Origin of the sequence: Aurantiacibacter arachoides, from assembly GCF_009827335.1 — a bacterium.
GTDB lineage: Bacteria > Pseudomonadota > Alphaproteobacteria > Sphingomonadales > Sphingomonadaceae > Alteraurantiacibacter > Alteraurantiacibacter arachoides.
In genome coordinates, this window is the sequence record NZ_WTYH01000001.1 from 119,570 (window position 1) to 132,022 (window position 12,453).

General features: G+C 63.7%; 14 protein-coding genes. 3 read left to right on the top strand and 11 right to left on the bottom strand.

Features of this window, described 5'->3' with window-relative positions; all coding sequences use genetic code 11:
* Positions 1 to 28: 28 nt before the first annotated feature.
* The 3 genes from GRI62_RS00635 to GRI62_RS14685 all read right to left on the bottom strand — a co-directional run bounded on the left by GRI62_RS00635 (position 29) and on the right by GRI62_RS14685 (position 1,295).
* Positions 29 to 265, bottom strand: coding sequence for a hypothetical protein (locus GRI62_RS00635; RefSeq protein ID WP_131451504.1), 237 nt, complete (start codon positions 263 to 265; stop codon positions 29 to 31).
* Between the two features lie 92 nt (positions 266 to 357).
* The gene (locus GRI62_RS00640; protein WP_131451505.1) at positions 358 to 777 is read right to left on the bottom strand and encodes a hypothetical protein; all 420 of its coding nucleotides are present in this window, start codon (positions 775 to 777) and stop codon (positions 358 to 360) included.
* Between the two features lie 149 nt (positions 778 to 926).
* Positions 927 to 1,295 carry an Imm8 family immunity protein gene (locus tag GRI62_RS14685; RefSeq protein WP_131451506.1) on the bottom strand — a complete coding sequence of 123 codons (369 nt, stop codon included), beginning with the start codon at positions 1,293 to 1,295 and terminating at the stop codon, positions 927 to 929.
* Positions 1,296 to 1,472: 177 nt separating this feature from the next.
* Between GRI62_RS14685 and GRI62_RS00650 the strand changes: the two genes are divergently transcribed.
* A complete protein-coding gene (locus tag GRI62_RS00650; RefSeq protein ID WP_131451507.1) occupies positions 1,473 to 1,829 on the top strand; it encodes an arsenate reductase in 357 nt (118 codons plus the stop codon).
* A 128-nt stretch (positions 1,830 to 1,957) separates the two neighbouring features.
* Here the strand turns inward: GRI62_RS00650 and ubiG are convergent, their stop codons facing one another.
* Positions 1,958 to 2,725 (bottom strand): bifunctional 2-polyprenyl-6-hydroxyphenol methylase/3-demethylubiquinol 3-O-methyltransferase UbiG, encoded by a 768-nt coding sequence (ubiG, locus tag GRI62_RS00655; protein WP_131451508.1) that lies wholly within the window; start codon positions 2,723 to 2,725, stop codon positions 1,958 to 1,960.
* 68 nt (positions 2,726 to 2,793) lie between these two features.
* Here ubiG and GRI62_RS00660 point away from each other — a divergent pair, with 68 nt between their 5' ends.
* Both GRI62_RS00660 and GRI62_RS00665 read left to right on the top strand, forming a co-directional pair.
* On the top strand, positions 2,794 to 4,098 hold the full coding sequence (locus tag GRI62_RS00660; protein ID WP_131451509.1) for an aspartate kinase: 1,305 nt from the start codon (positions 2,794 to 2,796) through the stop codon (positions 4,096 to 4,098).
* 47 nt (positions 4,099 to 4,145) lie between these two features.
* Positions 4,146 to 5,171 (top strand): NAD(P)H-dependent flavin oxidoreductase, encoded by a 1,026-nt coding sequence (locus GRI62_RS00665; RefSeq protein ID WP_131451510.1) that lies wholly within the window; start codon positions 4,146 to 4,148, stop codon positions 5,169 to 5,171.
* Between the two features lie 86 nt (positions 5,172 to 5,257).
* Here GRI62_RS00665 and GRI62_RS00670 read toward each other — a convergent pair whose 3' ends face one another.
* The 7 genes from GRI62_RS00670 to GRI62_RS00700 form a co-directional block, all read right to left on the bottom strand.
* The gene (locus tag GRI62_RS00670; protein WP_131453689.1) at positions 5,258 to 5,881 is read right to left on the bottom strand and encodes a hypothetical protein; all 624 of its coding nucleotides are present in this window, start codon (positions 5,879 to 5,881) and stop codon (positions 5,258 to 5,260) included.
* A gap of 162 nt (positions 5,882 to 6,043) precedes the next feature.
* Positions 6,044 to 6,724: an alpha/beta fold hydrolase gene (locus tag GRI62_RS00675; protein ID WP_131451511.1), complete on the bottom strand. Its 681-nt coding sequence runs from the start codon at positions 6,722 to 6,724 to the stop codon at positions 6,044 to 6,046.
* 75 nt (positions 6,725 to 6,799) lie between these two features.
* Complete coding sequence (ligM, locus tag GRI62_RS00680; RefSeq protein ID WP_131451512.1) at positions 6,800 to 8,212, bottom strand: vanillate/3-O-methylgallate O-demethylase; 1,413 nt, start codon at positions 8,210 to 8,212, stop codon at positions 6,800 to 6,802.
* 292 nt (positions 8,213 to 8,504) lie between these two features.
* Positions 8,505 to 8,696: a hypothetical protein gene (locus GRI62_RS00685; RefSeq protein WP_131451513.1), complete on the bottom strand. Its 192-nt coding sequence runs from the start codon at positions 8,694 to 8,696 to the stop codon at positions 8,505 to 8,507.
* A 97-nt stretch (positions 8,697 to 8,793) separates the two neighbouring features.
* Complete coding sequence (locus tag GRI62_RS00690) at positions 8,794 to 9,798, bottom strand: zinc-dependent alcohol dehydrogenase family protein (RefSeq protein WP_131451514.1); 1,005 nt, start codon at positions 9,796 to 9,798, stop codon at positions 8,794 to 8,796.
* Positions 9,799 to 9,856: 58 nt separating this feature from the next.
* Complete coding sequence (locus tag GRI62_RS00695; RefSeq protein WP_308420818.1) at positions 9,857 to 10,687, bottom strand: amidohydrolase family protein; 831 nt, start codon at positions 10,685 to 10,687, stop codon at positions 9,857 to 9,859.
* Positions 10,688 to 10,891: 204 nt separating this feature from the next.
* Entirely contained in the window at positions 10,892 to 12,409 is a 1,518-nt protein-coding gene (locus GRI62_RS00700; protein ID WP_131451516.1) for an aldehyde dehydrogenase family protein, read from the bottom strand.
* Positions 12,410 to 12,453: the final 44 nt, after the last annotated feature.

A 12,453-nucleotide genomic window follows, 5' to 3' on the forward strand; every position in this document is an offset into this window, starting at 1 on the left:
CCTGAGCAACAGTTCCGCGACAAATCATTTAGCGGTCATCATTCTCGGTCGAGTCAAAGCGCGCTTCGCCCACATCATCCATATTCTGCGCGAGGAACCGAGAGAGCAGGAAAGCTCCAAGCACCAATCCAGTGAGAATAGCCGCCATCAAGACCTTCAGGCCTATCGGACTCTCGCTACCAAGCTCGCGAAATAGCGGGATTGCGATGAGCAGCGCCAAAATAGCAACGACGTATGGTGACCCCTTCCACTTGTCTCTAATCATCGGCCTAATCCCCTCAAACATTAAGTCGCCCATATAAAGGATGACAGTTCGCGGTAACGTCCGCAACGGGGTCGTTTGCGGCTGATCCGCTTTCAGGAGCGACGACGCTGGCGATCGGCAAATGGCTGTATTCCAAAGTCGATACCTAGACGGGCGAGGTCTGAGAGTAGTTCAATGTCAAAATTCTCACCGTGCTCCCCACACGTCCAACCGATGAACCAGTTTAGCCTGCCCCCACTCTGCTTGATCTCGTTAATGTAGCCTTGTTTCGCCTCAAGAACCTTCACAAGGGTCCTGAGGCAGTCAGCCAGTTTGCCGTCATCACCTGATGCGAGATCAAAGAAACAATAGCTCTCCCGGTAAGCGCCCGAAAGCAGGGTGCCATTAGATGCCCTTCGCACCTCACCAGCCTTTTTCTTGTGCAACGCTTCGAGAGCAAACCCTCGCTCGATCACATGCGGATCAGCATACGGGTGGTAAACTTGAAGACCGATCGAATACTGAAAGCTCATCGCGGCAGATTAGGGTAGGTACGAAAGTCCGCAACGGGGTCGTTAGCTGAATTTCCGTTTATGGCGAGAACAGGGGCGATGCTGCCGGTCCGCTGATGGCGTACAACCGATGATGCTCTGATGCCCGAATTTAGGGTAAGAAACGGTCCTCAGCTTTCGTGAGGTTCGAACTCCCAGCGTGACCACTCTCCGAGCTTCGCCGCCACCGCGGCCCAATCGGAGCCAGTTGCATGCAACAATCTCTTGCGAACACACTCTTCCACAGCAACCGGGTCGAACCGCTTAGTAATTAGCGTTCGACCCCCGTGGAGAACGGGGTAGTTATCCAGTTTAGCTTCCAACCATTCTGGTGAGCATACATCAAACGCGAACGCGTCGGTCCCGCTCCCTCCCTGCACGCCGATCTCTGCCCGAAGTGTGTGGCAGAAACTGCCCGACACGGGAGCAAGATCGCACAGGTTTTCGTCGAACTGACCCGTCAGAGAACGGAGCACCGGCTGAAGTTTCGCTTGTCCCATTCGCGAATTATCAGCGTAAGGCGAATGTCCGCAATAGGGAGTCAAGTTCACTCCGGAAAACGCTCAAATGAAGCCACGAGGAAATCTAATTATCACAGTGGGTTTGTGATGCGCTTGCATTTCAGTGCCTCCCGACATGGATTTTCTGATGCCCCAGAAAGATCAGAGGAGTTTACAATGACCTATCTGCACGTCTGGGGCATTCCCAACTGCGACACGGTGAAAAAGGCGCGCAAGTGGCTGGAAGCGCAGGGATGCGACTATCGGTTCCATGACTACAAGAAGGAGGGGGCGGACCCGGATCTGCTTGGCACATGGGCAGACGCCGTCGGCTGGAACGTCCTGCTGAACCGCGCGGGCACCACCTTTCGCAAGCTGCCCGATGCCGAGAAGGCGAATATCGACCGCGACAAGGCCATCGCCCTGATGGCAGCGCACCCCAGCATGATCAAGCGCCCGGTCGTCACTTTCGAGGACAGCGAGCGCGTTCTCGTCGGCCTCGCACAGAGCGAATGGGAAAACGCCGTGAGATGAAAAAGTGGTTGGTCGTCAAACCTTTGCCGCGCAGCACGACCGCAGCATTTTTGCCAATTTGCTAATTGGCTTGGCCTTGCGCGCCGGCTGCCATCATGCGCAAATCAACTTAGCGAGGCGGACGAGCGCTAGGCCGCCTGCCGCGCCGTGACGATGTAGTTCAGCGCCAGGTCGCTCGACAGGTGCAGGCCCCTCGTGGGTGAATAGGCGATGCCTCGCGGCTCGCCCATTGCCAGCCCGGCGTGCTGCAACAGATCACGCATTTCGTCGGGCGTGATGAAATCGTCCCAGTTGTGCGTGCCGCGCGGTATCGCGCCGACCAGTTCGGCGCCCTCGACCAGCAGCATCCGGCTCGTCGGTGTGCGGTTGGGGGTGGACAGCACCATCAGGCCGCCGCCGTTCCCGTCATCCGGCGCCAAGTGCGCGGCCAGCTGAACCACGAAGGCCTGCTTGTCGGCGACGTGTTCGATGACCTCCATGCTGGTGACGAGGTCGAACCGGCCCAGCCCCAGCGTGTCCAGTTCGCCCGCGTGGTAGTCGATCGGCAGTCCCGCACCCTCGGCATGGGTGCGCGCCGCCGCGACGTTCTCGAAGGCGGCGTCCACACCCGTCACCGCCGCACCCAGCCGCGCCAGCGGTTCGCACAGCAACCCCGCGCCGCACCCGACGTCGAGCGCGGTCTTGCCGGCCAGCGGGCGCAGGCTTTCGACATCGCCGCCCCAGTGCATGTCCACCGCATCGCGCACGAAGCCGAGGCGCACCGGATTGAGCCGGTGGAGCATGGCCGACGCGCCCTTCGGATCCCACCAGTCGCGCGCCAGCTTGCCGAAATGGGCGGCTTCCTCCGCGCGGATGGTGGCCGAACTGGTTGCAGATGTGACAGTTGCATCGCTCATTGGGGCACCCTAACAGCGCCCGGAGCATTCAGCCAGACACACAGACGGGCGAACGGGCGGACGATACAGTGGCGCGCATCGTGATGAAATTCGGCGGCACATCCGTCGCGGGCACAGAGCGTATTCGCCGCGTTGCCAACATCGTGCGCGCCCAGGCCGCAGGGAATGGGGCCGCGGGCGGCAACCAGGTGGCGGTAGTGGTCAGCGCCATGGCGGGCGAAACGGACCGTCTGGTGAACTTCTGCCGCGAGGCGAACCCGCTTTACGACCCGGCCGAATACGACGTGGTGGTGGCGAGCGGCGAACAGGTGACGGCCGGCCTGCTGGCGCTCACCTTGCAGGCGATGGGCTGCCCGGCGCGAAGCTGGCTCGGCTGGCAACTGCCGGTGCGCACCTTTTCCGCCCACGCCAACGCGCGGGTAGACGAGGTGGACGCGGCGCGCCTGCTCGCCTCCATGGCCGCTGGCGAGATCGCCGTGATACCCGGCTTTCAGGGCGTTTCCGAGGACCAGCGCATCACCACGATGGGGCGCGGCGGGTCCGACACCTCGGCCGTGGCCGTGGCCGCCGCCATCGATGCGGACCGCTGCGACATCTACACCGACGTCGACGGCGTCTACACCACCGACCCCCGCATCGTGGCCCGTGCGCGCAAGATCAAGCACATCAGTTTCGAAGAGATGCTGGAACTAGCCAGCGTGGGCGCCAAGGTGTTGCAGACCCGCAGCGTCAGCCTGGCGATGAAGCACAGCGTGCGGGTGCAGGTGCTCAGCAGCTTCGTCGACGACGGATCGCCGCCCGCCGATACCCTGCCCGGCACCATGATCGTCTCCGAGATGGAGATGCAGAACTTACTGGAGGAAGGCCAAGTGGAACGCCAGACCGTCACCGGCATCGCGCACGACAAGAACGAGGCACGCGTGGTGCTGACGCGCGTGCCCGACAAGCCGGGCGCCGTGGCGCAGATCTTTTCGCCGCTGGGCGATGCCGGCATCAACGTCGACATGATCATCCAGAACGTCGGCCGCGACAAGGGCGAGACCGATGTGACCTTTACCGTGCCGCAGGCCGAACTGGCGCGCGCGCAGGCGCTGCTGGAAGACCGGCAGGATGCGATCGGGTTCAACCGCCTGATTACCGATGCCCGCGTCGCCAAGATCAGCGTCGTGGGCATGGGCATGAAAAGCCACGCGGGCGTTGCCGCCACCATGTTCACGGCGCTGGCCGATCGCGGCATCAACGTGCAGGCAATCTCCACGTCCGAGATCAAGGTCAGCGTGCTGATCGACGAGGACGAGACCGAGCTTGCCGTGCGCGTGCTGCACACCGCCTACGGGCTGGATGCGCAGGATCCGGTGGCCGAGGACGCCTAGGGACTTGCCGCTTGTCGCCACCGGCGCGCCTGCCTAGAGGCGCAAGGATGACCAGCTATCCCAAGACCTCGTATGCAAAAACCGGCGCGCTGATGGCGCGCGGCCGCGCATTCCTCGGCACCGATCACGCCATCATGTGCGGCGCGATGAGCTGGGTGTCGGAGCGCAACCTCGTCTCCGCCATCAGCAATGCGGGCGGCTTCGGCGTGATCGCCTGCGGGGCGATGACGCCCGAACTGCTGGATGCAGAAATCGCCGCGACCCGGGCGATGACCGATCGGCCCTTCGGCGTGAACCTCATCACCATGCATCCGCAACTGTTCGACCTGATCGCAGTGTGCGGGCGGCACGGCGTCGGCCATGTCGTGCTGGCGGGCGGCATTCCGCCCAAGGGCAGTGTGGAGGCGATCAAGGCGTTTGGCGGCAAGGTCATCGTTTTCGCGCCCACGCTGGCGCTCGCCAAGAAGCTGCTGCGGTCAGGGGCCGATGCGCTGGTGATCGAGGGGATGGAGGCGGGCGGCCATATCGGCCCCGTATCCACCAGTGTCCTGGCGCAAGAATTTTTGCCCGAACTGGCTGAGGATCATGTGGTCTTCGTGGCGGGCGGCATCGGCCGGGGCGAGGCGATCGCCGGCTACCTGGAAATGGGCGCGAGCGGCGTGCAGCTTGGCACCCGTTTCGCCTGCGCCACCGAAAGCATCGCCCACCCCAACTTCAAGAGGGCCTTTTTCCGCGCCAAGGCCCGCGATGCGGAAAGCAGCGTGCAGGTCGACCCGCGCCTGCCGGTAATCCCCGTGCGCGCGCTGAAGAACAAGGGCACCGACGCCTTTACCGCCAAGCAGCGCGAGGTTGCCGCCGTCCTCGACACCGGCTCCATCGAGATGCTGGAGGCGCAGTTGCAGATCGAGCATTACTGGGCCGGCGCCCTGCGCCGCGCGGTGGTGGACGGCGACGTGGAAAACGGCAGCCTGATGGCGGGGCAGAGCGTCGGCATGGTGACCCAAGAAGAACCCGCCGCCGCCATCATCGCCGCGTTGATGCAGCAATGCGAGGATGCGCTGGGGCGGCGGTGATCCGAGCGATAGCTTACATTCATGTTGCGTAAGTTGGTTATGATTCAGTCTAGATTTGGAAGCGGTGGCCCGTCGCATACCTGTACTTAACCACCAATCGCTGGCGACCAGCCCCCCGAATCCATCAGGATAAACGCGGCGCGGCCCATGTTCCACATCATGTATCCGAGCAAGATCACTAGAGCACCGATCACCACCCGTCGGTTCTTCGCAAATGCGGCTACCGACGTGCCAATGGCGAAGATGGCCACCCCGATTATAAGCCGTGGTGTCCACACTGCTGCCCATGCAGCAGCGTAAAGTGCCATGCCACCGAGCAAGAGCCAAACCATCGCGTTAGCGGCAAGGATACATCCGAAGACGACCCCGCGATGTTTCCAAAAGTGCTCATCCAGATCGATCCGAGCCTCGACGCCCTCCGCATTGACGCGAGGAAATGTCACGCTTGCGGCAACGTAAAAAGTTGATGCTATCATCAACCCAAGCAACAACAAGATCGGGCTAAAAGGCGCACCCCGAAAGAAGACCCAGGCCTGATTCCAGAAAGTCACCAAGTCGACGGCAACAAACAAGGCGAGAAGTGGTGTCAACCAGCCAAAACGCACCCGCTGTCGTTCATGCAATACACGAGAGAAACCGCCAACCAGTTCCGCTACGGACAGCCCGAGTAACAAGCCATAGAAGCTAAAGAAGAACTCAAAAGCGCTCACCCCAACCCCTTTCGCACCAGTTATGAGCGTCGTAATGCGGTGATCCTCGCCCGTCACTTATAATGTAAGACATCGGCTCTCCGCACAGTTCATCCTTATCCTTCCAATGGTAGAAAAGCCTGAACGCTGAATGGCGGCTCACCACCCCAAAGCAGCCTTGGGCTAACCCCCCAATCCCGCCAGCACCCGAACCGTGGTCTCAGCATCGCCGGTCATCACGAAGTGGTCGGTGGCGACCTCGTGGTAATCCCAGCCGTCGGCGCGCGCCTTTTCGGCGAAGCGGGTGAAAGGGGTGGGGCTCCAGCCGGTGGCGTAGAGGTAGGCGCGGCGGGGGATGGCGGCGGCCTCGCCCGGCCCCTCGACGGCCTCCAGCAGCGTCAGCAGCGGTTGGTAGCCGACCTTGCCCGGCACCAGCTTGAAATCGAGCGCGCCGATGGGGTCGACCATGCCGGGCTTGTGCTTCTGGGTGTCGATGTACCAGGCGTGCTCGGCCGCGCCGGTGATGTCCCACAGGCTCTCGCCCGGCCGGGGCACGAAGGCGTCGATATAGGCGAGTGCGTCGATGCGGGCACCCAGCCGCGCGGCAAGGCCGGTCACCACCATGCCGCCGTAGCTGTGGCCCGCCAGCACGAAACGAGCGAAGCCTGCCTCGGCAACCTGCCGCTCCACGTCGGCAACATGGTCCGTCAGCGTAATGCCGGGATGCAGTTCGTCCTGCCGCGAGCCGAGGCCGGGCAGGGTGGCGACGAGCACGCGGTGGCCCTGCGCCTCCAGCATGGCGGGCACCTCGCCCCATGTATGCGCGCCGCCCCAGGCGCCGTGGACGAGAACGAAGTCGGTCATCGGTCAGTCTTTCCAAAACGAGAAAGGGGCCACCTCGCGGCAGCCCCTTCCCTGTCGTTTGCAATGCGCGCCGGATCAGCCGTGGCGGCCCGAACGCCAGCCCGCGGCGTAGGTGTCACCCGCCATCTTCGAGTAGGGCACGGGCGAGACGATGGCCTTGACGTTGAGTTGCTTGTGCGGCTCCACGGTGGTCTTCTCGGTGCCGCCGTCCGCTTCGCCCCAGACCACCTCCAGCTCGGTGCCGAGCGGGATTTCGTGATCGATCGTGGCGAGCGAAAGGGCCTTCTTCTCGTTCCACGAATAGCCGGTGAACATCGACAGGCCGACGGTGTTGCCGTCCGCGTCGACCACCTTGTCGTAGTTCGAGTTGGCATAGTTGGCGAGCGGCAGGTCGAAGAACTTGTACTGCTCGCCCTCGGGGTCGAACATCGAACCGACGATCTTCTTCATGTCGTCGGCATTCCATTCCAGCGTCACCTTGCGGCGCTGCTCGTCCTTGGTCTCGGCGATTTCCTTCAGCGCGCCGGCGCCGTGGAAATCGTGGTCGAACTTGACGAAGGGGCCGTAGCCCAGCTCCCACGGGTTGAGGTAGTAGTCCTCGATGCTGTCGCCCACGAAGCTGCCGCCGATGGAGCCGGTTGCCTCGTAGCTGTCGGCACCCAGCCACTTGCGATAGTCGGCCAGCTTGTCGCCGGTGTAGATCGCGGGCAGCGGGCTGGGGATCCAGCCGGATTCGAGCGTGTTGGACGGATAGGCGCGGCTGCCGACGGGGATGAGGCCGAACTCCTCGCCCGCCTTCAGGATCTCGTCGCGCACGTATTCCTGGTCCTCGTAAGGGCCCCAGATTTCCAGGCCGGGGGACCCCGCCATGCCGTGGCGCAGCGTACGGATCGTCTTGTCGCCGATCTTCATCGTGCTCATGTTGAAGAACTTCAGCTTCTCCAGCGTCTCGCCGTTCAGCTTCTCGATCACGTCCCAGGCGCGCGGGCCCTGGATCTGGAAGCGCCAGCTGACGCGCTTGACGGGCTTGCCCATCGGGCGGCTGGGTGAACGCGGATCGTTGATGATCTCGACATCGTAGCCGCCGGTTTCGGCATGGAACATCAGCCAGTTGGCGGCGGGCGCGCGGCCGACGTAGACGAATTCTTCCTCGGCCAGGCGGAAGATGATGCCGTCACCGATGACGTGGCCGTAAGGCGTGGTGGGAACGTATTGCTTGGCCTTGTTCACCTCGAACCCGGCGGGCGAGTTGATCATGGTGTCGCTGAGCAGCTTCAGCGCATCGGGGCCGTTGATGTAGACATCGAACATGTGGTGCGACTGGTCGAACAGGACGGCACCGTGCTGCCAGGCCCACTGCTCGCTGCGCCAGTTGGAAAACTCGGGCGCGACCACCGGGTAGACATAGGCGCCGATCTTGTTGTTGCGCAGCTGGCCGACGATGTCGCCGTTGGCCTTGTCCAGAACGTCTTGCAGATTGTCGGCCATTCTTGGCTCCTCTCCATGTTTGTGAATGAATCACGTATGCGAAATTGTAAGCAACGCATACTAGTTTCGGTCAGAGAGGCAAGGGCAATGCGGCGCAAATCGCCGGGCAGGCGCTGCGCGAAGCCATGCACCTTATCCTGTTGGCGTCGTCATCGGTGGGCCAGATAAAACCGGCGAATGGTCAGCCGCCATGCGCGGTTGCGGCCGCCGCCGCCGGGCGACCAAATTATCCGCGCAGCTGTAATCGCGAAGAGCGGCCGGGCCTGTTGACCCGCGCTGCCCCAAATGGCCCTCAGCTGCCGAGCACCTTGCGCAGCCGCTCCGCTTGCTCGTGGGCCTTGGCCTTGGCGGGCTCTGCACAATCGGCATCGGCCAGCGCGTCGAGCTGATCGGCGGCCCGCTCTACCAGGCTTTCAAGCGCCTGGGTCTTCTGCAAGGCGTTGCCCAGTTCGTGTTTCAGCTTGGCTTCGTCGGCATTGTCCATCGGCTGTGCCCTGCACAAAATTGGTAGTCGGCAGGCCATGCCACAGAATTGGCGAGATAGGCAAATCGGCGCCACGTCCGGCTGTGCGGCGCGGCCCCTAAAGCCGGATCACCGTCTTGCCGAAGCTGTCCGGGCCCCAGGCGTGGAGATAGGCCTTGTCGGCGTCTTCGAAGCTGAACGTCTCGCCCACGGGAAAGGTCAGCCGGTGGCTGTCGACAAAGGTGTTGAGATCACGCGCCATGCGCGCAGAGCCCACGAAGATGCCGCGGATCGAGGAGCCGGTGAACATCAGGCCGCGCGGTTCGGGCGGCGTGCCTTGGGACAACACGCCGATCAGCGCGATTTCCGCCAGCATGGCGCAGGCGGCCATGCTCTGCGCCAGCGTGCCGGTGCCGCCGACCTCCACGATCTTGTCCGCGCCGCCGAACTCGTTTTTTACGTAGGCGCCCCAGTCGGGTATGGCCCGGTAATTGATGACGTGATCGGCGCCGAGCGCCCTGACCCGTTCCAGCTTCTCGTCCGAGGAACTGGTGGCGATGACCCTGGCCCCCGCCGCCTTGGCGAGCTTGAGCGCGATCAGCGAGACGCCGCCGGTGCCCATGACCAGCACCTGCTGTCCGGGTTTCAGCGGATGGCCGCCTTCGAACAGCGCGTTCCACGCCGTGACGCCGGCACAGGGAAGGCACGCGGCCTGTTCGAGCCCCAGGCTGCGGGCGATGGGGATCACGCCGTGTTCGTGCAACACGACCTGCGTCGCCAGCATCCCGGGCGCCTTGCCGTCACCCAATGCGGGCACCGGCTTTGGCGGGCCGTCGATCCAGCCCTGGAAGAAGGTGGACTGCACCTTGTCGCCGACCTTGACCGAGGTGACCCCGTCGCCGACGGCAACGACCTCCCCCGCGCCATCCGAAAGCGGCACGGCAGGCTGCGCCAGCGCGCCGCCGAAGTAGGTGCCGCTGGCCACCGCGAAATCGCGATAGTTGATCGACCATGCCCTGGGCGCGACGACCACCTCTCCGGGGCCGGCCCGGGGGTCGGGCAGTTCGGTCAGAGACAGCTTGTCGAAACCGTCCGACCCTTCGGGCAACAGCCATGCGCGCATCGTGTTCTCTCCTCGTGTGCCATGGCTGGCACGCATTTCGTTGCCGGATTGCGGCAGGCTAGGCCAGCCCGAGCACCCGCGCGGCGTTATCCTTCATGATACCCGGCATGACCTCGTCACGAAAGCCTACGTCCCTGGCCGCGGCGATCCACTTGTCGGGGTGGATCAGCGGGAAGTCGCTGCCGAACAGCATCTTGTGCTTCAACTGGGTGTTCGCATAGCGGATCACCGCTTCCGGAAAGTATTTCGGGCTCCAGCCGGAAAGGTCGATGAACACGTTGTCCTTGTGCAGCGCCATGCTGAGGCTCTGGTCAACCCACGGCCAGCTGGGGTGGGCGAGGATGATCTTCATGTCGGGGAAGTCCACCGCCACGTCGTCCACCAGCATGGGCTCGCCGTATTTCAGCCTGAGGCCCCCGCCGCCGCGCATCCCCGTGCCCATGCCCGAATGCCCGGTGTGGAAGATGGCGGGCAGCTTGTATGCGTTGATCACCTCGTAGATCGGATAGCCGACCGGGTCCGCCGGATGGGCGTTCTGGGCGATGCCGTGGAACTTGAAGCCCCTGACCCCGTGGTTCTCGATCAGGTCGAGCGCCTCGCGCGCGCCATACTTGCCCTTGTGCGGGTCGATGCTGGCGAAAGGGATGCAGATGTCGTCGTTCTTGTTGGCGAGCTCGGCGACCTCGTAGTTGGAGACGCGTTTCGCGCCCATGCCGCTCTCGGCATCGACGGTGAACAGGCAAAATGCGATGTTCGTCTCGCGATAGAGCTCGATGATCTCGGGCATCTTGGGCCGTTCGCGCGGCGCCTTGAAATAGGCGGATGCGGCATCGAAGAACCTGCCCATCACCGGATCTTCCGGATCGTGGCAGCTGACCTCGGCGTGCACATGGACGTCGATGGCGCGGATTTTTTGCAGATCTATCGGAATTTCGTGTCTCCCGAGTTCCGCTCACCCTGAGCTTGTCGGTAGCGAAGCTGGCCGGAGGCCAACGGTTGCCCGGTTTCCGGGAGCGGGGAAAATAGCAAGCAGTCCTTCGACAAGCTCAGGATGAGCGGGGGAGAGGTCCAAGCCCGCCCCCGCCAGACGGGATCAATCCATCTTCATCACGACCGACTTGGTCTGCAGATAGGCCTCGATGCCCTCGCGCCCCTGTTCGCGGCCGACGCCGCTTTCCTTGTAGCCGCCGAAGGGAATGGCGGTGTCGATCATGGCGTGGGTGTTGACCCAGACCGTGCCCGCCTGCAGCCGCGCGGCGATCTTGTGCGCGGCGGACAGGTTCTTCGTCCACACGCCCGCGGCAAGGCCGTATTGCGTGTCGTTGGCGTCGCGCACCACCTCGTCCAGATCCTCGAACCGCTGGGCGACCACGACGGGGCCGAAGATCTCCTCGCGCACGACGCTCATCTGCGGGTTCACATCGGTGAGGATGGTCGGGTTGACGTAGTAGCCGCCGTCGCTGGACGGCGCATCGCCGCCCATCAGCACGGCGGCGCCATCGCGCTTGCCGGCCTCGATATACTTCATCACCCGGTCGTGCTGTTCCTTGCTGACCAGCGGGCCCATGTGCGCCTCGGGATCGAGGCTGGGGCGCGGGGCCCAGAAGTCCTTCGTGCCGTGCATGGCCTCGATCACGTCGTCGAACACGCTCTTGTGCGCGTAGAGGCGGCTGCCGGCCACGCACACCTGGCCCGAGTTGAAGAAGATCGCGCCGGCAACGCCAAGTCCGGTCGAGGCGACATCGACGTCGGGCATGACCACGACCGGGCTCTTGCCGCCCAGTTCCAGCGTGACGTGCTTCAGCGTATCGGTGGCGTTGCGGTTGATCAGCTTGCCGATCTCGGTGCTGCCGGTGAAGGCCACCTTGTCGACGTCGGGATGCTTTACCAGCCGGTCGCCGCCGGTGTGGCCGTAGCCCGTGATGAGGTTGAACACGCCTGCCGGCACGCCCGCCTCGTGCACCAGGTCCGCCAGCCGCATGGCGGTGAGGCTGGTCTGCTCGGCGGGCTTCAGGATCGTGGTGCAGCCCGCGCCCAGCGCCGGGCCGATCTTCAGGCAGGCCATCAGCAGCGGGAAGTTCCACGGCACGATCTGCGCGCAGACGCCGACCGGCTCCTTCAGTGTATAGGCGAACAGCATCCCGCCCGGCATGGTATAGGGGGCAATGGTCTCGCCGCTGACCTTGCCCGCCCAGCTGGCGCAATAGCGGATGTGGCTGGCAGCGCCCGGCACGTCGACCGCGGCGGCCATGCCCTTGGGCTTGCCCACGTCGATGGCTTCCAGTTCGGCCAGCTCGTCGGCGTGCTCCTCTATCAGGTCGGCGAGGCGGTGCATGATCTTCTCGCGCATCACCGGCGGCATGTTGCGCCAGCGGCCATCGTCGAAAGCGGTGCGCGCGGCGGCGACGGCACGGTCGACATCCTTGTCAGTCGCCTCCACGAAGCGGGAGATCACCTTGCCCGAGCTCGGGTCTTCAACCTCGATGGTCTCGCCGCCCGAGGAATCGACCCAGGCGCCATCGATGTAAAGCTGGGGGCTGCGTTCCAGCGCGGTCTTCACCGCAGGCGAATAGTCGCGCTGCGTGCGATCGATGGCAGTCTGTTCGTTCATGGCATTCGGCTCCTGTCCCGGTGACTTGACGGACGCTGGCCCGA

Bases quoted from the DNA above. Each gene is read 5' to 3' on its own strand.
- GRI62_RS00665 (WP_131451510.1), top strand. From the start codon at position 4,146: ATGACCAGCTATCCCAAGACCTCGTATGCAAAAACCGGCGCGCTGATG.
- GRI62_RS00700 (WP_131451516.1), bottom strand. From the start codon at position 12,409: ATGAACGAACAGACTGCCATCGATCGCACGCAGCGCGACTATTCGCCT.
- GRI62_RS00635 (WP_131451504.1), bottom strand. From the start codon at position 265: ATGATTAGAGACAAGTGGAAGGGGTCACCATACGTCGTTGCTATTTTG.
- GRI62_RS00675 (WP_131451511.1), bottom strand. From the start codon at position 6,724: ATGACCGACTTCGTTCTCGTCCACGGCGCCTGGGGCGGCGCGCATACA.
- GRI62_RS00640 (WP_131451505.1), bottom strand. From the start codon at position 777: ATGAGCTTTCAGTATTCGATCGGTCTTCAAGTTTACCACCCGTATGCT.
- GRI62_RS00650 (WP_131451507.1), top strand. From the start codon at position 1,473: ATGACCTATCTGCACGTCTGGGGCATTCCCAACTGCGACACGGTGAAA.
- GRI62_RS14685 (WP_131451506.1), bottom strand. From the start codon at position 1,295: ATGGGACAAGCGAAACTTCAGCCGGTGCTCCGTTCTCTGACGGGTCAG.
- GRI62_RS00685 (WP_131451513.1), bottom strand. From the start codon at position 8,696: ATGGACAATGCCGACGAAGCCAAGCTGAAACACGAACTGGGCAACGCC.
- GRI62_RS00690 (WP_131451514.1), bottom strand. From the start codon at position 9,798: ATGCGCGCATGGCTGTTGCCCGAAGGGTCGGACGGTTTCGACAAGCTG.
- ubiG (WP_131451508.1), bottom strand. From the start codon at position 2,725: ATGAGCGATGCAACTGTCACATCTGCAACCAGTTCGGCCACCATCCGC.
- ligM (WP_131451512.1), bottom strand. From the start codon at position 8,212: ATGGCCGACAATCTGCAAGACGTTCTGGACAAGGCCAACGGCGACATC.